The 18963-nt window shown below is 68.6% G+C and carries 18 protein-coding genes; 8 read left to right on the top strand and 10 right to left on the bottom strand.

What is annotated here, in order from left to right; genetic code table 11:
• Positions 1-53 precede the first annotated feature (53 nt).
• Complete coding sequence (locus B8281_RS16075; RefSeq protein ID WP_043651325.1) at positions 54-821, bottom strand: SOS response-associated peptidase; 768 nt, start codon at positions 819-821, stop codon at positions 54-56.
• A gap of 164 nt (positions 822-985) precedes the next feature.
• Between B8281_RS16075 and B8281_RS16070 the strand changes: the two genes are divergently transcribed.
• A complete protein-coding gene (locus tag B8281_RS16070) occupies positions 986-2221 on the top strand; it encodes a multidrug effflux MFS transporter (RefSeq protein WP_085388240.1) in 1236 nt (411 codons plus the stop codon).
• 79 nt (positions 2222-2300) lie between these two features.
• Positions 2301-3668 (top strand): LCP family protein, encoded by a 1368-nt coding sequence (locus B8281_RS16065; RefSeq protein WP_232322593.1) that lies wholly within the window; start codon positions 2301-2303, stop codon positions 3666-3668.
• 6 nt (positions 3669-3674) lie between these two features.
• Here B8281_RS16065 and B8281_RS16060 read toward each other — a convergent pair whose 3' ends face one another.
• Positions 3675-4898, bottom strand: coding sequence for a pyridoxal phosphate-dependent aminotransferase (locus B8281_RS16060; RefSeq protein ID WP_085388239.1), 1224 nt, complete (start codon positions 4896-4898; stop codon positions 3675-3677).
• Positions 4899-5088: 190 nt separating this feature from the next.
• Here B8281_RS16060 and B8281_RS16055 point away from each other — a divergent pair, with 190 nt between their 5' ends.
• Both B8281_RS16055 and B8281_RS16050 read left to right on the top strand, forming a co-directional pair.
• Positions 5089-5400 (top strand): hypothetical protein, encoded by a 312-nt coding sequence (locus tag B8281_RS16055; protein WP_085388238.1) that lies wholly within the window; start codon positions 5089-5091, stop codon positions 5398-5400.
• A 60-nt stretch (positions 5401-5460) separates the two neighbouring features.
• Positions 5461-7245, top strand: coding sequence for a recombinase family protein (locus B8281_RS16050; RefSeq protein ID WP_085388237.1), 1785 nt, complete (start codon positions 5461-5463; stop codon positions 7243-7245).
• A 17-nt stretch (positions 7246-7262) separates the two neighbouring features.
• On the opposite strand, the gene B8281_RS16045 is transcribed toward B8281_RS16050, so the two are convergent.
• The 7 genes from B8281_RS16045 to B8281_RS16015 form a co-directional block, all read right to left on the bottom strand.
• Positions 7263-7514: a hypothetical protein gene (locus tag B8281_RS16045; protein ID WP_085388236.1), complete on the bottom strand. Its 252-nt coding sequence runs from the start codon at positions 7512-7514 to the stop codon at positions 7263-7265.
• On the bottom strand, positions 7511-7759 hold the full coding sequence (locus B8281_RS16040; protein WP_085388235.1) for a hypothetical protein: 249 nt from the start codon (positions 7757-7759) through the stop codon (positions 7511-7513). The genes B8281_RS16045 and B8281_RS16040 overlap by 4 nt, the downstream gene beginning before the upstream one ends.
• A gap of 190 nt (positions 7760-7949) precedes the next feature.
• Positions 7950-8195, bottom strand: coding sequence for a hypothetical protein (locus B8281_RS16035; RefSeq protein WP_085388234.1), 246 nt, complete (start codon positions 8193-8195; stop codon positions 7950-7952).
• A 76-nt stretch (positions 8196-8271) separates the two neighbouring features.
• Positions 8272-8730, bottom strand: a complete 459-nt coding sequence (locus B8281_RS16030) for a hypothetical protein (RefSeq protein ID WP_085388233.1) — start codon at positions 8728-8730, stop codon at positions 8272-8274.
• A 65-nt stretch (positions 8731-8795) separates the two neighbouring features.
• Positions 8796-9074, bottom strand: coding sequence for a hypothetical protein (locus B8281_RS16025; protein ID WP_085388232.1), 279 nt, complete (start codon positions 9072-9074; stop codon positions 8796-8798).
• Between the two features lie 2177 nt (positions 9075-11251).
• Entirely contained in the window at positions 11252-12406 is a 1155-nt protein-coding gene (locus B8281_RS16020) for a hypothetical protein (RefSeq protein WP_085388231.1), read from the bottom strand.
• Positions 12403-13062 carry a DUF4365 domain-containing protein gene (locus tag B8281_RS16015; protein WP_198163083.1) on the bottom strand — a complete coding sequence of 220 codons (660 nt, stop codon included), beginning with the start codon at positions 13060-13062 and terminating at the stop codon, positions 12403-12405. The genes B8281_RS16020 and B8281_RS16015 overlap by 4 nt, the downstream gene beginning before the upstream one ends.
• Before the next feature lie 52 nt (positions 13063-13114).
• Between B8281_RS16015 and B8281_RS16010 the strand changes: the two genes are divergently transcribed.
• Entirely contained in the window at positions 13115-14971 is a 1857-nt protein-coding gene (locus B8281_RS16010; RefSeq protein ID WP_157446658.1) for a hypothetical protein, read from the top strand.
• A 555-nt stretch (positions 14972-15526) separates the two neighbouring features.
• Positions 15527-15970, top strand: a complete 444-nt coding sequence (locus B8281_RS16005; protein ID WP_085388228.1) for a hypothetical protein — start codon at positions 15527-15529, stop codon at positions 15968-15970.
• Positions 15971-16439: 469 nt separating this feature from the next.
• Here B8281_RS16005 and B8281_RS16000 read toward each other — a convergent pair whose 3' ends face one another.
• Positions 16440-17186, bottom strand: a complete 747-nt coding sequence (locus B8281_RS16000) for a hypothetical protein (RefSeq protein ID WP_157446657.1) — start codon at positions 17184-17186, stop codon at positions 16440-16442.
• A 259-nt stretch (positions 17187-17445) separates the two neighbouring features.
• On the opposite strand from B8281_RS16000, the gene B8281_RS15995 reads away from it, so the two are divergent.
• Both B8281_RS15995 and B8281_RS15990 read left to right on the top strand, forming a co-directional pair.
• The gene (locus B8281_RS15995; RefSeq protein WP_157446656.1) at positions 17446-17766 is read left to right on the top strand and encodes a hypothetical protein; all 321 of its coding nucleotides are present in this window, start codon (positions 17446-17448) and stop codon (positions 17764-17766) included.
• 152 nt (positions 17767-17918) lie between these two features.
• Positions 17919-18956, top strand: coding sequence for a restriction endonuclease (locus B8281_RS15990; protein ID WP_085388225.1), 1038 nt, complete (start codon positions 17919-17921; stop codon positions 18954-18956).
• Positions 18957-18963 lie beyond the last annotated feature (7 nt).

Below are 18963 nucleotides of genomic sequence, written 5' to 3'. Positions count from 1 at the left end.
CGGCTGCGCCGGGCGCGCGGCCGCCGACGTCCGCGCGGCAGGACCCGTGCCGGTCAGACGGCCTCGAGGAGCCCCGGGCCGTCGTTCGTCACCGAGTTGACCAGGGTCGAGATCTCGCGCGCGACCATGGGGACGTCGTCGTGCGGGCCGCCGAGCCCGAGGAGGTCGGCGGCGCCCCGCGCGTCGACCGCCGGGTCGAGCCACGCGTCCCAGGCGTCGGACGGCAGGGCGAGCGGCATGCGGTCGTGGATCTCGGCGAGGTAGGGCGCCGCGTCGGTCGTGATGATGGTCGTCGAGACGAGCCAGCGGTCCGGGTCGTCGTCCGCCTTGGTGCGGTCGCGCCAGAACTCGTAGAGCCCCGCGAACGCGGCGCTGCGCCCGTCGCCGGGCGCGATCCAGTACGGCTGCTTGAGGACCTTGCCCCGGCGCGCCGGCGCGCCCGCCGACCCGGCGGGGGACGCGCCGTCGGGCAGGACGCGCCACTCGTAGTAGCCGTCGGCGGGCACGAGGCACCGGCGCACGCCGAATGGCTTGGCGAACGCCGGCTTGTCGAGGATCGACTCCGCGCGCGCGTTGATCATGCGCGCGCCGCCCTTCGGGTCCTTCGACCACGACGGGACGAGGCCCCAGCGTGCGAGCCGCAGCGAGCGGCGCACCTCGCCTGTGTCCTTCGCGGCGCGCTCGACGACGATCCGCACCGGGTCCGTCGGCGCGAGGTTCCACGACGGCGGGAGGAGGCGCGCGTCGTCGGCCACGTCGGCGATCGCGAACTCGTCCGCGAGGTCCTGGGCGTCCCGGAAGGAGGCATAGCGTCCGCACATGCCTCCAGGGTGCCGCACGCCACCCACGCTCGCGTCGGGCCGGTAGGCGGGCGCCCGGGGAGGGCCGCCGGGCTGTGCGCGTGACGCCGGGCCTGCGCCGGGGGAGAGCAGGGTCACGCCCGTGAGCCCGGTCCGCACGCGATCGAATCGTTACGATGGGAGTCATGCCACCCTCCTCGGTCGACCCCGCCGTGCCCCGACCGAGATCGTCCGCCCGCTGGGTCCTGCTCCTCGGCGCGCTCGCCACGCTGCCCGCGCTCACGGTGGACATGTACCTCCCGCTCCTGCCCGAGGTGGGCGCCGAGCTCGGTGCGCCCGACTCCCTCGCGCAGCTCACGCTGTCCGGCATGCTTCTCGGCGGCGCCGTCGGGCAGCTCGTCATCGGGCCGCTCTCCGACCGCTACGGCCGTCGTCTGCCCGTGCTCGTCGGGCTCTCGCTGCACGTCGTCACGTCGATCCTGTGCGCGTTCGCGCCCAACATCGGCATCCTCGTCGGCCTGCGCGTGCTCCAGGGGTTCTTCAACGCGTCCGCGTCCGTCGTCGCGATCGCCGCCATCCGCGACCGGTTCACCGGGTCCGAGGCCGCGCGCGTCCTGTCGCGCCTCATGCTCGTCATCGGGCTCGCGCCGCTCCTCGCGCCCTCCATCGGCTCGTTCATCGGCGCGCACGCCACCTGGCGGGCGGTCTTCTGGGTCCTCGCGCTCGGCGGCGTCGTGCTCGGCGCGATCGTCCTGTTCTTCATGCCCGAGTCCCTGCCGCTCGAGCGTCGTCGCCCCGCCGGAGCGCGCACCGTCCTGCGCGGGTACGCGGGCCTCCTGCGCGACCGGCACTTCGTCGCGCTCGCCGTGCTCCCCGGTCTCGGGCAGGCCGTGCTCATGAGCTACGTCGTCGGCTCACCCTTCGTCCTGCAGGAGGGGTACGGGCTCAGCCACGGGCAGTTCGCGCTCCTGTTCGCCGTGAACGGCATCGGGCTCGTGCTGTCGGCGCAGGCGAACGCCGCGCTCGTCCGCCGCGTCGCGCCCGTGCGGCTGCTCCGGACGGCGCTCGTGGTGCAGGGCGTGTTCGCCGTCGGCCTCCTCGTGGTCGCCCTGACGGGGGCGGGCGGCATCGTCGGGATCGTCGCCGCGCTGTTCCTCGTCCTGTCCATGCAGGGCCTCATTCCCGCGAACGCCTCCGCGCTCGCGCTCACCCGGCACGGCGAGATCGCCGGCACCGCCGCCGCGGTCATCGGCGCGTTCCAGGCCGGCGTCGCCGGGCTCGTGAGCCCGCTCGTCGGCGTCCTCGGCGGCGACGCCGTCGCGATGTCCACCGTCATGCTCGGGGCGGTCGTCGCGTCGATCCTCGTGCTCGGGCTCGCCACGCCCGCGTTCCGCCGCGGAGGCTGGCACACGCCCGTCTGACCCGTTCTTCGCCGCCCTTTCACACGTCCTCCTGCCGGTCCGGCGCACGTTTCCGCGCGCGACCCTCTACTCTCGGACCGTGCCGAAGTCCGCCCCCGCCTCGCCGCCCGCACGCGCGAGGTCCCGCGCGACGCAGGAGACGCGTTCCCGGGAGGGCGGGACGGACAAGCCCACCGGGGGCCCGCACCACGCCCGCGCGCTCCGTTCGCACCGCGTCGCGAGGGCGATCGGGCTCGTCCTCACCGGCGCGCTCGTCTTCGTCGCCGTCGGCGCGGGAGCCGTGTACCTCGACCTCAAGTCGAAGATCACCGTGAGCGACGTGTCCGAGTACGTGGTCGGCATGCCGACCGAGGAACCACCGAAGGACCCCTCCGACCCGTTCGCGGGCAAGGCGCTCAACATCCTCGTCATGGGCACGGACTACCGCGACGCCGAGAACGCCGCGCTCGCGGGCGAGGAGGAGGGCATGCGGTCCGACACCACGTTCATCGTGCACGTGTCCGGCGACCGCACGCGCATGGAGGTGGTGTCGATCCCGCGCGACTCGCTCGTCGACCTGCCCGCGTGCAAGCTGCCCGACGGGTCGATGTCCTCGCCCCGGCGCAACACCATGTTCAACGAGGCGTTCCAGATCGGGTCGGGCGGCGTCGACGACATGGACGCGGCCGCCGGCTGCACGATCTCGTCGGTCTACAGCCTCACGGGCGTGCCCATCACCAACCACGTCGTGGTGAAGATGACCGGGGTCATCGGCGTGGTCGACGCGATCGACGGCGTGACGATGTGCTTCCCGGAGCCGATCAAGGAGGATCCCCGGTACGGCACCCTCGACCTGCCCGCCGGCGAGCACACGCTCGACGGTCACGAGGCGATCGGCTTCCTGCGTGCGCGTCATGGCACGGGGATGGGCCTCGAGATGGGCTCAGACCTCACGCGCATCGCCCGGCAGCAGGCGTTCATCGACTCGGCGGTGCGCGAGCTGCTCTCGCAGAACATCATCACCAACTCGCCCCAGCTCTACGGGGTCATCGAGGCCGTGCTCGGCTCCATCAGCGCGGACCCCACGATCGCGGACCCGACGGCGCTCGCCGGGCTGGCGTTCAGCCTGCGGGCCATCAAGCCTTCCGAGGTCGTCTTCACCCAGGTCCCGGTCGTGGACGCGGCGAGCGACCGCAACCGCGTCGAGTGGACGGCGGAGGCCGACGCGATCTGGCAGCGGCTGATCGACGACGCGCCCCCGCCCGGCCACGAGCCCGTCACGGACCCGCGCGACGACGCCACGGCCCCCGCGGACGGTGCGACCGACCCCGGAGCGGGGACGGACCCGGGCACCACCGACCCCGGGACCGGAGCCGTCGACCCCGGCACGGGCGCGACGGACGCCGGTGCCGGGACCGACCCGGGAGCCGGCGCGACGGAGGAGCCACGCGACGGCGTGTGCGCCTGACCTCGCTCAGGGCCGCGACGCGCCGAGCGCGGCCAGGCGCCGCACCGCCTCGTGCAGGACGTCCTCGCGCTTGACGAACGTGAACCGGACGCGGGACGCGAGCGCGCGCGCCGTCGTCGACCCCGGGGTGCAGAACGCGCTCACGGGGACGGCCACGACGCCCGCGAGGGCGGGCAGCTCGCGGCACAGCGCGGTGCCGTCCTCGAATCCGAGCGCGGCGCCGTCGGCGATGACGAAGTACGTGCCCTGCGGCACGACGACGTCGAACCCCGCGCGGACCAGGCCCTCGCACAGCAGGTCGCGGCGTGCGGCGAGCGAGTCGGCGAGCGCGCGCGGGGTCTCGTCGTCCGCGAGCGCGTCGGCGATCGCCGGTTGGAACGGCGCGCCCGACGTGTAGGTGAGGAACTGCTTCACCGTGCGGACCGCCGTCACGAGCGGCTCGGGGCCGTGCAGCCACCCCACCTTCCACCCCGTGAACGAGAACGTCTTGCCTGCCGAGGAGATGGTGATCGTCCGCTGCGGCATCCCCGGCAGGGTCGCGATCGGCACGTGCCGGGCGTCGTCGAACGTCAGGTGCTCGTACACCTCGTCCGTGACGACCACGACGTCGTGCCGGCGCGCGACGGCGGCGATCGCGTCGAGCTCGTCGAGGTCGAGGACCGTGCCCGTCGGGTTGTGCGGCGAGTTCACGACGATCAGGCGCGTCCGGTCGGTGACGGCGGTGCGCAGCGCGTCCACGTCGAGCCGGAAGCGGTCGGGGCCGGGGAGCAGGGGGACCGTGACGTGCCGCGCGCCCGCGAGCGCGATGCACGCGGCGTGGGAGTCGTAGAACGGCTCCAGCGTCACGACGTCGTCGCCCGGCCCGGCGAGCGCGAGGATCGTCGCCGCGAGGGCCTCGGTGGCGCCCGTGGTCACGAGCACCTCGGTCTCCGGGTCCGGGTCCAGGCCGTAGTGGCGGAACTGGTGGCTCGCGACGGCGTTGCGCAGCTCGAGGATGCCCGGGCCCGGCGGGTACTGGTTGTGGCCGTCCTCGATCGCTCGCACCGCGGCGTGCTTCACCGCGGCCGGGCCGTCGACGTCCGGGAAGCCCTGCCCGAGGTTGATCGCCCCGGTGCGCTGCGCGAGCGCCGTCATCTCGGCGAAGATCGTCGCCGCGACCGCGCCGTCGGCGCCCAGGAGGCCCGTGGCGCGCGCGGCGGCCTGCCAGCGGCCGGGCGGGAGGTCCGTCATGGCCCGACCCTAGCCGTCGCGACGACCACGATGTGGGACGCCGGGAGGGAGGTCTTGCCTCGACGGCGCGGGATTCCGGGGCGCCCGCGACCTTGTCCACAGGGGCGGTTCACGGGGGCGCGTCCATGCCCTACTCTCTGGCGCAGATCGTTGACGACCGGCGGGGCAGCCGGCCGACGGAGCAGGGGGAATGCTCGACATGTCTACGGACACGCACGCCGTCGGCGTGCTCGAGGGCGAGGTGCGCGAGCTCGTCCGACGGCGCGGGGTGGACCCCGCGCGCGACCGCGCGGCCGTCGACCAGCTCGTGCGCGACGTCGTCGCGGACTACGAGACGCGCAGCGCGCTCGGGGTCGTCGCGCCACTCGCCGACCCAACCGCCGCCGGCCGCGCGGTCGTCGACGCCGTCGCCGGGCTCGGGCCGCTCCAGCCGTACCTCGACGACCCCGAGATCGAGGAGATCTGGATCTACAGATCTTCGCTGAACGGGTCTTACTTCTAGAGTAGACGCTGTCTACCCTGAGGTCTACCGTTTCATGTCTTTCACACTACCTTTCTCGACATGGTCAGAGGAACGGCAGTCATCTACGCCCGAATAAGTCAAGATCGGACCGGTAAAGAGCATGGAGTCGCGCGGCAGCGTGAGGACTGCTTGAAGCTCGCAGCGGAGAAGGGCCTCCGGGTCGTCGACGTCGTCGTGGACAACGATGTGTCGGCCTACTCCGGCAAGCGGCGAGAGGGCTGGCGTCGCGTCCTCGAGATGATCGACTCCGGCGAGGTCGACACGCTGATCGCGCATCACGTCGATCGGATGTACCGGCAGGTCAAGGATCTCCTCGAGCTCGTGGAGATCCTCAAGTACCGCGATGTTGGCGTGATCACGGTCAAATCGGGCGACATTGACCTCTCGACGTCGGCGGGTCGCATGCAGGCCGGGATCGGCGCGCAGATCGCTCAGACCGAGTCAGAGCAGAAGGCTGAGCGCATCGCCCGGGCGCACCTGCAACTCGCTGAGGCGGGCCAGCCAAAGGGCGGCCGTCGCCCCTGGGGGTACGGCATCGACCACATCACAATCGTCGAGCCCGAGGCCGAGGCGATCCGAGACGCCGCGGAGATGATCGTCGACGGAAGGACGCTTCGGGCCGCCGCGGATCACGTGACCGCGCGCATGTCGGAGCAGAAGGCGGAGCTCTCCGTACTCCTGCCGGATGGTGCCGTGAAGACGAACATGTCGAGGACGGCTCTTCGCGAGGTGCTCCTGTCGCCGCGTATCGCCGGATACCGCTCGCACCTTCCGCAGCGTGAACGGGAGCGTCTGAGGCGAATGCGCGCGCGGTCCGCCACCCGAGGTGGCTTCCCGTGGAACGACCTGGTGTGCTACCCGGCGGTGTGGAAAGGGATCCTCACCGAGGACATGTGGAGGGCGGTCCGGGGCATTCTCTTGGACCCGGAGCGCATCGGTGGAAAGAAGCGCCCGCGCCGGTCGATGCTGGCAAGTCTGCTCAGGTGTGGTCGGTGCCTCAAGGACATGGGCGAGGACGGCGAGCCAGTCGTCTCCACGCTCGGCTACGGCCCGAAGGGATACACGTGCGCTCGTTGCGGAAGCGTTTCCGTCCATCCCGCGCCGATCGAGAACCTCATCGCGACGAAGGTGCGGGAGCGCCTCGCTAGGTCGCCCGAGATCTTTCTGGAGGACCCGGGCTTGCAGTCCGAGGAGCACCTGCTCACTCGCCAGGAGCTCGCGGAGCGGAAGCGGCAGGGGCTCGTGGAGATGTACGTCAGGCATCCTGGCGCGACGACGGCGCTCGACGCTGGCCTCGCCCAGGTGGAGGCGGAGCTCGCAGCGATCTCGGCCGAGAGGGACGAGCGCGACCGGCAGATCCTCCTGCGCCGTCGCGCACACTCATTGCTCGACGCCTGGGACGAGTCCGACGCAGTCACGCGGGGCACGCTGATCGGCATCGCTGCCGACTACTTCGTCATCGAGCCGCTCGGCAGAACGGGTTGCTCCTTCCAGCCGGGAAGGGTGATCGCTCACTGGGCCGACGCACCGGATGAGCCCGAGAGGCTCGGGCCGCAGCCGAGGACGCAGGAGGACATCGCCAGGGAGAGGGCAGCGAGGGATGCCGAGAAGGAAGTGCTGCGCCTCGAGCGGGACAAGGCGGCGGAGTTGCGATACGAGGCGGAACTGGAACGGTTCCACCAGCGCGAGCGAGAACGAGAGGCAGAGCTCACAGCACAGCTGGGACGGGCGCCGGACCCGTTGGACTTGGCACGCCGTGGGCCTGCCAATCCTCCCAAGGAGCGACGCGGATCACGACGGAACGGGCGGCAGAGTCGCGGGTAGTCCGTTCTCTCGGTGCTTCAGCTAGAGGCTGGTGGCATCAGGTCGATCAGGTACATCGCATCACGTCTCGTGGTCCTGGGCGGGTCGTCGCCCAGGACCACCCTCGTCCCGTCGCCGTGATGGACTACCGATCGGAGTACGACCCACGGAGTGTCGTAGTCGACGCCCTTGCTGCCGAGCCGGACGTCACGCCCCAGGTGGCCTGCGTTCAACTCGGCGGCCAGGGCCACGCCGAGCATCCGGTCGTCGCGCTCCGCCTGCTCGGTCACGCCGGCCTGCCCAGGACGACTGTTCCCGTCAGTGGAAGAGCGATCAGACCGGCGTCCGTTGCAACCTCGATGGCATCGTCTCCTGCGCTCATGAAGACGGCCCGGATCTGACTCCACGAGTCGGGGCCGTAGGACTCCGGAAGGCGCATCTCGACTCCGATCTGAACGCCGCATAGCTCGCTCACCGGGAACTCGGTCATCGCGTACGACCGGAATCCGAAGATCCTCGACTCAACCTCGGTCATCTCTCACCCCGATAAGCGGACGGTGCTCGCGAGGAGTCTCGCGAACGACTCTATTCTCGCCCATTCTTATCGGGATTTCGACGTCCGGAGTGGCTGCTCGTGGAGAACGCGAGGATGGCCACCTGAGCGCCGATGGCGTCGCGTCGCTCGCGACGTACGTCTCGCGTCCGTTCGCGCTCCTGAGGGGCCCTCACGGGGCCTGGCGGGGCGTCTCTACGTCCACGACGTCCCTCGGTGCGAGCTCGACGACGATCGCGTCCGGCTGAAGGGTCGCGGTCACCCGTCCGGCGACCTGCTCCACCACCGTGATGAGGCGCCACGCCGTGTCACCGCGGCGCCGCATCAGCCGATGGAGGTGGTTCTGGCAGAGGTCGCCTGCCTCCACGGGCTCGAACTCCCGCACTACGAAGTTCCAGTCCCGGTCCAGGGTCGCCACATGGCCTCCAGCGCTCGCTCGCGCGGAAAGTAGCAACCGCCACCTCCGGTCGGAGATGGCGGACGCTCGGAGGTGGCTAGCAGACGCGTACGGCGGTGTCGGATGTGACCTCGATTTGCCGCCCGTCGCTCGTCGCGAGCGAGGTCGTACGTTCCTCGTGGGCGATCTCGACGACGGTCGGTGAGCCCGTCCACGTGATCATGTACGGCTCGACCTCGTCGTTGGCGACCCGGCGGCCGACGTGCTCGCCGGTCAGGTCGCCGGTCGTCAGGTACCCCGTCGATCGTCCTCGATCCGACACCCGGACCCGTGCGTGCGGAGCGAGGGTCACGTCGAGGACGCCGGTCTCGGGGCAGCCCGTGGCCAGTCGGACGGCGCCGGGGGAGTGCACGAGCTTGAGGATCCGACCAGTGTGCTCGCCTGGCAGATCCGAGACGGTCGCCTTGCACGTGACGTGCCTTGAGGAGAGGCGCGCGGCATTGACGAGCCTGGAGGCGGGTACCGAGTCCGACTGGGTGTCATCGATCGAGTTCATGCCGAGGATCCTGTGGCCACCTCGCGTGGCCAAGTCAGAGTCGTGTAAACCTGGGACGGTTGAAGCTAGCTGATCTCCTCCGGCGCCTCTGGCGTCTCGATGGACACCTTCTCGGTAGGCGCCAGTTGGTAGTCCGGTCGGCGTGCTGGCGCGCGCCAGAGGATGACGCGAAGGAGCGAGTAGTTGGGCCGATGAATGACCCGGGTGAGCATCCCCCAGCCCTCCCAGTGATCGACGTCCTCGGAGAGGACAAGTCGGTTGAGATGCTCTGCGGTGAGGTCACCGGCGCAGATGCTCTCGTAGCGCCCCGGGATCAGGGCGCCGCGGGAGTCAAATGGGCTCACTCCGCTTGCTCCTGTACTGGCCCAACGGCGATGTCGGATCTCCGTGCTCGACGCTCTTAGTTTCGAGAGTAGCCCCTCCCTCCGCGCAAATCCTAACCGGATGCTGTGAGCATGACGTCTGCTGAATAGGGCCCTTCGCCGCTGGGCTCCAGTGCCGGGGAGGGAGCACTGTCAGAAATCCGCTGTCGGAAGGGCAAAGTGCTCGCGACATGTGGGCGCGATGTGTGCGACCATCAACACCCTTGAACTCCGTCGAGCTCAAAGGCCGGAAGAGCAATTTCAGCCTCGCCTCAAATCGGCTAAACGCTTCTACTGGTCGAATTGCGGGTCCACGGTGAGCTTGGCGATCATCCATTGTGTATTCTCCCAGCAACTTCCCAACTTTCCGTCTACGCCAATTCGGACGCCTCCGTGTTCCGACACGTTGCCGGGCAGGACGTGTCCCTGATCTCCGCTTGGCCGGGTAGCGTCCCAAGCCCAGACGGCACCACTAGATTCCAGTTCGAGCTTCGCCGCGCGAGGAGATCGGACCACGACTGCGTCGGTCACCCAACTGGGATCCGAGTTGGTGGAAGTAAGCCAAGCGCGAACTGTGTGGTACGTACCCGTCTCGTCCGACCACGTCTTGAGATGCAGGCGGACATCCTCCGCAACCCGAACACCGCTTAGGTCGCTGCAATTGCTGCTGTGAGGATTTGCGCTATTGCTTGCCACGATCCTGACCTCGAGGCGCCCGCCTACGTCTGCAACTACATCCCTACTCCAGCCCGTATTTCGGTCGGAATTGTCTCCATCCACTGCCTTTACTCTTACGAATTTCCGTTCGTCCCCTTGGCTCGGCACCCCGGAGATGGCGTTCAAGACCACTCCGTCTGTCCCGACGGTGTCCTCTGCCTTGTATGGGACTGCTTCGCGCCCATTCGCGGCGTCGCTCCACCCGAGGTAGGCACTGGCCTCGCCCCATCCAACCGCAGAGGCGGGGGCCAGTCCGTCAAGTTCGCCGATGTAGGGCGCTGTCTCTGGCGGAAACCAAGTTTCCCGGACGAACTGGTACAGGGCGAGGGAGCCGCCCACGAGGCCTACCAGCAGGGCAACTCGTTGGACGGCGGTCCATGCAGGGTGATCCCGCGACTTTTCGCGTGCCGACATAGGCGAATCGTGGCAGTAGCCGGGCTCAGGCGCAACGCCGACCATGCCTCGAACGGGTGCCACCCGCGCCAGGTGGAAGCTTTTGCATCATGGCCATGCGATTACGGCGCCTCTACGCGTAATGGGATTCCAATCCACTGCCGGTTCTCCCAGCAGGCGCCGACCAGTCCCGCTACACCCAATTGCGTGCCACCCGAGTCGAGAATCTCGTCTGATACGATTCTGTTTTCGTAGCCCTGCGGGATCTGCATGTAGCTCGCGGATTGCTCAAGGTCGGGTACGAGTCTGGCGGGATCGGTCCGGACCGCGATTGCGTCCGTAATCCAGCGTGGCTCGGCGTTGTTGGCGCTTATCCACGACCGCACGGTGTGGTGCTTCCCGTCTTGCGAGGACCAGATTGCCAATCTGACCCTCGCGTTCTCGGCTACCGTCTCGCCTTCGAGGGCAGAGCAGTCGGGTTGTGGTGCGGCGTTGTTGTGAATGTAGATGCGCACCCGTACAAGCGAGCCAATCTGTGTCGACACATCTCGACTCAGAAAGTGCTCTGCAGCCCACGGATCCGCATTCTCGTCATCGAACGTGGAGGCACCCATGTACCTCCGTTCATCGCCACCGGCACCAGGTTGACCCGGAACGTCGACGAACGAGTTGAAGTATGGGTGTGACGAGGTAGCGGTCGTTCCCGCGTAGGGAACAGCCTCGCGACCTCCCACAGAGTCGCTCCAACCTAGTTGATTGCTCGGTGTTCCTGGTGCCGGCACAGTGCCAGCGATCACGTCGTCTGCCCCGCCTGTCAGAGGGGGTTCTGGCCAGACTGAGATCGCGAAGGAGACAGCGGCGATCGCAAGGCTCGTCCCGCTGATGGCCAGGGCTAGTTTGGAACGCCGTCGCGCGCGCGGGTCTTCCGTCACGTTGCCGATGCTCCCATACGCTTCCCGCTAGTAGGTCGCGGGGAACCGAATGTTCACCCGTCCTCTCGCTCGTGCGGAGCCGATGGTCTGCGCAAGGGATGGGGAGGACCTCGGGCTCTAGTCAGACGAGAGCATCGACTCGTTGAGCGGCATCACAGACTGCGGCCGTACGACTCGCAGGTGGTTTCCCGCGCCCCGCTCCACGTTGCCGTAGACCACGACCGTCTCCCGACGCCGCATCCACTCCGTCGCGAGCTCCCCGACGCTCATCGGGACGGTCACCCAGATCTCGGCTGGCCGCGAGTGTCTGACGGCCTGGATCTGCAGCTCCCAGAACGTGTCGTCCGACTCCCGGCGGATCCCGATCAGCGGTCCTATCAGCACCTCGGTGCCGGGCTTCTTGGTCGGGCTCAGGAGACGGCTCGCGACACGCTCGACCACCTCGGCCGCAGCGGACGGTATCTCGACCGCCGTCGGAACCGATCCGGGCGCCTCGATCGAAGGCGCCCAGTCGAAGGTCGTCGAGAAGGTCGACACAGCATCCTCTTGCAGCAGCTCCGAGAGGGCCCTCGCGAACTCGCGGCTCACGCCGGCGTTGACGAGTTGCATGACCTGTTCTCCGGTCGGCATCCGGTCTGGCTGGACGGCGACGCGGTCGATCATGTTCAGCGACTCGGCGAACGTCCGCATGACCCGCCGCTCCTCGGGCTCCGGAGCGACGTGCTCCATGCCCTCCAGGGCGTGCTGATCCTTCGTCTCTGGTACATCGGTCAAGGGCAGAAGGATGGGGATGACGTATGACCCGCGCTGGGTGTGCGCCATGCGCGCGTGCGCGATCGTCAGGTCACCCAGGCGGCTGTAATTGCCCTTGATCTGGGGTTTCGGTCCCCGAGCGGTCGTCGCCACGGCTCGGAGCATCCGCCAGGAGGAGTTGAGGAGTTGCGTCCCCGCCGCCAAGGGGATCGTGTCGTCGATCACGATGTCGTTGGCAGCACGTGCGTGCGCCACGTCGATCGACCAGTGCGTGATCTTGAAGGCGACAGTGGCCGGTGGCAGGCGGTCTACGTCGGCCAGGCGTCCGACGATCGAGTCCCACTCGTCGCTGCCGTACCGGATGTCGTGGGGGACCGGGATCATCATGCTCGTGTTCGGGCGTGCCCAGAGGTCGCCGTACGGCCCCGGGTTCCCGGACGGGCGCCAGCCCTGGGCGTCGAGGTACTCGCGGAGAGCGCGCTCGACCGTGCTCTCGGTTCCGATGCTCCCGATCCTCATGCGGCGCTCCCGCCCTGGAAGCGACCGAGGAAGTCCGAGCGCCACTGCGGAAGGGTCTCCGCCGTCAGCCGGGTCGAGACCTCGACCGACGGTCCCAGCGCGACGTTGTTGACTGGCGCCCAGTAGCCGAGCGCGGCGTGGCTCGTGAACCGGTCACCCGGTGTGCACCAACTCCGTGGGTCTGACGGCACCCGGACGTACACCAGGTACGCGGGGAGCAGTTTGTTGCTCCACTTGCGGACCCACTCGTCCGTCACCGGAACGCGAACGTGCCCGTTCCGAAGCTCGCGTGTTCCGCACTTCACCTGCACCAGCACCGATCCCTCCACGAAGCCCAGCGTCGCATCGACTGCCTCCGTGTCCTCGTCCGGCGAGGTCTCCTGGAGGCTCCAGCCAGCCTGGCTTGCGATCGCACGGAGGTACGCGACTCCGTAGCGCGCCTTGCGTGCGTTCAGGTGCAGGTTGGCACCTGCCACCCACGCTTCCTCGCTGGGCGCTGGGTCACTGCTCGACGGCATCCGGCTACGTCCCCCTCGGTCGTCCGTGCTCGTGGCGACACGATCCCATAGAGGTGTCACTGCAGCCATCGACGACTCGCGGGCGACGCGCACGGCCTCGGGCACCACCATGGGGGTCTTGAGGACGTCGACAGCCATTTCACCCGTCGTCGTCGACCCCAGAGCGTCCGGAAGGTGGCATCCTCTCGGCATGTCAGTGGGGACGCAGAGCAGGGTGGATACGGCGGCGAGCACGGATCTCGTCAGGGGAGTCGAGAGAGCGGCTCCGGGTAGCCGCGACTACCGAGCCTTCTGGACTGCCGACTCCTCCGTGGACGGGCTGCTGAAGACGGTCATCGACCAGACCCGGACCTGGCTGCGCGAGAAGAAGGACTGGGACGTCGACCTCAGCTGGACCGGGACGCTCCACCACCCCGACGGCCGTCGGCTGGACGTACGTCATCACGAGTCGAGCGGCGCGCGTGCCTTCCGGCTCGTCATGGAGGAGCGGAACGAGGCCGGTCGCTTCAGGACCAGGCTTACCTCGGTCGAGGGGCCCTCCGACGGGTGGGTCTCCCTCGACGTGCTTAACGACATGGGCAACTACGTTGCGACCCCCAACCTCGCGCGGTTCCTCCTCGCCTCGCTCCCGCTCGCGGACGGTCCTGCCGAACTGAGCGTCGCCCCCCGCAGGGTGCACGTGAGCGGCATCGAGGAGGTAAGGGAGCTCCTCGAGCATCCTCGCCGCCACGGTGTCTGCCTCATCGCCGGGACCGACGACCGGCTGCCGTACGACCGCTTCGCCGACCTTGTCGGGAAGTGGACCGACCAGGTTGTCGGACTCGGGCACGTCATCGTCCTCGACCCCGGCGCGACCGCCGACTTCTCCCGCGTCGTGGGCAGGGCGTGGGAGGCCCCGCCGTGGACCGTCCGCACGTACCTTCCCGGCATCGACCTCTCGCGGACGGCGGAGGCGCGAGCCAACCGCATCCTCGGGACCGCCAGGCTCGGCAACGTCAAGACGGGGTACCTCAAGTCCCTCCTCGGCGGGGTCGCTCGGCAGATCGGAGCGTCCCGGCCCACGCCGCCCGAGCTCGCCTCCTGGCGGCGCACGTTCGAGCGTCTGGAGACCGCTGCCGTCACCTCGGCCATGCGGGACTCGGCGCGCCCTGCGAGGACTCCGGGGCCGCCTCCGCCTCCGTCCGTTCCTGCACCCACGGCAGAGGCGACCGAGGCCGACCGACACCTCGCGGAGCTTCGACGGGTGCGGGAGACGCTCGGCGTGAAGGACCTCGACGAGGCCACCCTCCTGGAGGTCCTCGACCGAGCGACCTCAGGACCCTCGTCAGAGGCGATGGAGCAGGTCTCCAGCCGCATGGAGGCCCTCCAGGAGCAGGTCGATGCACTCCGGCTGGACGTCGAGCGCCGGAAGGAGGACCTCATCGAGGAACAGACCGACGTCCTTGAGCTGCAGGAGACCGTCGAGGTGCAGCAACGGCGGATCGCCTGGCTCGGCAGCCAGCTGGTGAAGCTGGAGCGGGCTGACCTCGCCTACGGTGTGGACCCCGACGAGCAGGACCCTGCGCCTGCCTCCTACGTGGAGCTGGTCGAGCGGCTTCCGAGCCTTGAGGAACGAGGAGTCGCCGTCCGTTGCGACGAGGACACCGTCCTCGGGCTCCAGGAGATCGACCATGCAAGCAAGGCGCTCCTACCGACGTGGCAGGCACTCATGGCGCTGGTGGACTTCGTCAGGGCACGTGCCGACGGCGTCGCAACGGGAGGCGTCCAGCAGTACCTGGAGGAGCAGCCCATGGGCTACCGCATGTTCCCGCACAACCGGCATGCGCCCACCGAGACCGGTACCACCATGGAGCGGTACGGCGAGGAGCGGAAGCTGCCTGTACCTGAACAGGTCTCGCCGACCGGGTTTGCCACGATGCGCGCCCACTTCAAGCTTGCACGCATCGCGCGGCACGACCCCCGCCTCTACTACCTCGACGACACTGCCGGCAGCGGCCTCGTCTGTGTCGGGTACATCGGGCGCCACCTCACGAACACCCAGACGTAGCGGTCGGTGCATGTCTCGGGTCCGCTCGCCGACGCCGTCCAGCCCCCGCAGCAGCCCCGCATCAGCGTCGCCGCAGGGCCCGCTCGCAGCGCCGTGCCTCGCCCGCGCGCAGAGAGATGTCGGCTCTCTTCTGGTGGGCGTGCCGTGGCCCCGAGGAGGCGATCGCGGCGGGCGGCTCTGTCTCTCGTCTGGATCTGTCTGAGGCGAGAGAAGAGGCGCCCGCCTGCGGCGCCGGAACGCCCGCGCTGCAGGCGCGGCGGGGGCCGGTCCGTCATGCATCGCGGAGCGATGCGGATGTCATACCGCAGACCGGATCGTGAGCGGCGCGGCAGCGACGCGGATGAGATCCGCGACTCGCCTCCAGATGGGCATTTACAGATAGAGGAATCTGGAGAGGAGGCGAGAGAGTAGTGCGCTGGCGGGTACCTGGAGATATCTCCTGCTACTAGTAGCGACGGGAAGGCGTCAGAGTCGGACCGTGGCGCCGGACTCCCGCTGAGGAACTTCACCCACCTCAACCTTGTCGCGCTGCGGGAGGTCCACGAGGATCCGAAGGTGACCCTCAAGCCGGACCTCCTGATGTTCACTTCGGAGGGGTCCCTCAACGACGATGGCGTGCGCTGGCTGGCCCGCAGAGATGCCTACCTCAAGGCAGCCTCTCGGAAGCGTTTGAGGAACACCCTGCTGATCGCTGCAGCGGTGCTGACGGGGGTCCTCTGGATGACCCGAGCGGACCTTGAGGCGGGCCTCAAGTTCGGGGGTGTGCTTGCCCTCGCGGTGGGCCTCGTCGGCGCCCTTGTGGTGATCGTCAGAGGGCGCGATGAGCGGGCGGTTGCGGAGACCCTCTACTGCGAGGTCAGGGACGCCGCCATGCTCATGTCAGACGCCGATCGGAGGCGCCTCAGGTGGAAGCGGCGCGGGCGATCCGCGGCGTCGTTGGTGACCGGTCTGCTGGGCGAGGTCATGGGCCTCGACCTGCCTCTAAGTGAGGACGAGTGACCTCCTCATCCAGCGAGGGTGTGTGCGCGCGGAGGTCGCATCGGATCTGGCCGTCGGAAACTCGCTTGCTTCCTCGGAGGTCTGATACGAAGAGTCGTTGTGACGACTGCCGCTGAGCCTGCGCCCCTCCTCCAGCTCTTCGATGCCACCGAGCGACCTCTCGCGGTCGCCCTCGATGCTGCAGAACCGAAGCCGGGCCCGAATGCGGACCGCGTGGAGGGCCACCTCCTGGCCAGAGCAGCAGAGTGAGGCGGAACTCGCCAGAGCCCATCAGAGGGCCGCAGGTCGTCTTTACGTACGTCGACGCGCGAACGACGTCAGCGGGCGCTGATGGTCCCCTCGCGGGTCTCCTGCTACCCCATCTGCTCTCGCGACTAGCGAGTGTCTCCAATTGTCGTGGCAGAAGGCCGCGATGTTGCGGAGTGCGGGTCGTGGATCGTGGCCGGGTGCTCCTGGGCTGCGCGCAAGGTCAGTCCTTATCGTCCTCGAGGACGTTGCTGATGTAGGTCTCGGCGTCGAGATCTGACGTCTCCGCTCGCTCACGATCTCGCCAGTTCAGGCCGCGGCGATCGCCATACCACTCGTGCTGCATCTGGCGCTTCGACTTGGACATGTCCGAGTCCGTGCCTCTGGGGGGACTCCACTTGTACGCATCTCGCCCAAAGAACCCGATCGATTCGAGATACGCGGGGACCTGCCGAAGTCGCCAGCGGCGCGCCTCGCGAATACCCACGACGCAGAGCAGCAATGCTCCGCCAAAGAACACCAAGAGGAAGAGGTGCAAGATCGGCCCCGGGCGCGGCTCGGACACCGACTCCAAGGGGATGGACGCCAACCCGGATGCCGTGAGCCACGCGGCGCACGTCCACAGGGTGGCGGGCATCTCCCTGACCCGCGGCCCAGGCCTCGACGACGACCCATGGTGCGGTGAGACCGCCCGGACCCGGTCGACGAACTCGCGAGCCTCATCCTTGGTCATGAGCCGCTGGTCATAGCCTTGCGCGCTGAGAGTCTTGCCGCGTGCCTTCTCGATGAGATCACTCGCGCCGTGTTTCTCCTTTAGGTGCGACCTCGCCCAGTTCTCGGCGGCCCTGCGTGAGCGGTCAGTCGTCCCGGCGACGGACTGCTTCCAGCCGCACGTGCACGCACACCACCACTTGCCCCAGCGGTCAGTCTGCGGCGGCGGACCGGCAGTTGCGGTGAAACTGTTCGCCATGGTTCAGACAGTACAACTGGGCATGTTCCATGCTCGGCAGCGAGCGCTGCATGAATCAAGCGCTATGGGAGCCTTCCGCCAGGGGAGTCGCTGCTCGGACAGCGCCCGGAGAGGAGGTCAGATCGTGCGGGTACTTCGAGGATGGGTCGCCGTTGCTCTGCTCGTCTTGGTAGGCGTCGTTGGGCCGCGGCGAAACGGCAGACGCCAGATCGCTGCAAGCTCCCAGCGAACTCCGCAGTCAAGTCGGGGCCTCCATCTCGTGCTGACCCTGGCCGTCGTGCTCGGAGGTCCGATGCTCTTCCTTGGGATGCCGAGCAGGGTAGAAAACTGCGCCGTGGTCAAGGCGGCTACCCAAGACGGCGAGGCCATCGATCTCTGCGTGAACGGGACGACGGCGCTGGGCGACGTGCTCGCGAGGGTCGGCGCGACTGCAACACTGCTCGGTGCGACCGTGCTGGTCGGCCTGGTGGTGGAGAAGCACCGGAATCCGAGCAACGTCCCGGAGCGGGAGGGGGCACTCGTTGAACTAGTGGCCGCAGTGGCAGCGATCATCGGGACGCTACTGGTCGTCTACGTGTAGTCGTTGCCGATCCACGGACCGGTATCGGGTGCCGGGGCTGCGCGGCGCAGCCACCAGTCCCGCCACGACCGGCGCCTCGGGGCGGTCCTCTTCGGGTCTCGAACTCGTCATGATCTGCAGATTCGTGCCATCGTGTGCGCGGAGGTGGCGCGATGACGATGGCGTGGGTTGTGCGTGAGGGCAAGTACGGGGAGCGCGAGGCGTGGTCCCTGGAGAACGGGCTCTCGGGAGGTGGATGGCCGGAGGTGCCGGACCTGACGGGCTGCGAGACGCGCCAGCACGTCGGGAAGCTGGTCGCGGACGCCTACGGTGACGCCAAGCCCGGCACGGTCACGAACTACACGGGACAGTTGTTCGCGCTGCGTCATCGGATCCAGCCAGGGCACCTGATGGTCCTCCCGGCGAAGGATGGGACGGTCGCGTTCGGGCGGGTGACCGGCGGCTACGAGTACCTGGCGGACGAGGCACCGGATCGTCGTCACGTCGTGCGGGTCGACTGGCAGCGAACCGACCTGCCGCGCAGCGCGGTGAAGCAGGACCTGCTGTACACGCTCGGGAGCGTGCTGACCGTGTACGCGCCGTCACGTCACAACTCCGTGGCTCGGTTGGAGGCGCTGCTCGCGACGGGCACGGATCCCGGGCAGCTCGGGAGCGTCGCTGAGAGTCCTGTCGTGGCGGCCGCGCAGGACGACGACTCGGTGGACGACCCCGAGGCTCAGACCGACATCGTGCAGGTGGCACGAGACCGGATCATGACTCGGATCGCGGAGGAGTTCGTCGGTGACGGACTGGAGCAGCTCGTGCTCGCGATCCTCGAGGCGGAGGGGTTCACCTGCCGGAAGTCGGCGATCGGGGCGGATCGGGGCATCGACATCATCGCCGGGCGCGGTGTCCTGGGCATGGAGTCCCCCAAGGTCGTCGTGCAGGTGAAGTCCGGCGCCCAGATCTCGGACAGCGTCGTGCGAGACCTCAGTGGCGTGGTGCACGAGCAGGACGCCGATCACGGCCTGCTCGTGGCGTGGGGCGGCCTGAGCAAGCAGGCCCGCGACTCCGTCTACAAGCAGCAGTTCCGAATCCGAGCGTGGACGGCAGACGAGGTCGTGGACGCCGTGATGAGGGTCTACGACCGGCTGCCCGACGACGTCCAGTCACGGCTTCCGCTGCAGCGCGTCTGGATGCTCGTCGAGTAGGTTCCGA

It is taken from the genome of Cellulosimicrobium sp. TH-20, from assembly GCF_002105775.1.
GTDB classification, from domain to species: Bacteria; Actinomycetota; Actinomycetes; order Actinomycetales; family Cellulomonadaceae; genus Cellulosimicrobium; species Cellulosimicrobium funkei.
Note: the sequence above shows the minus strand (reverse complement) of the source record. Positions and strands in the feature narration are given on the sequence as shown.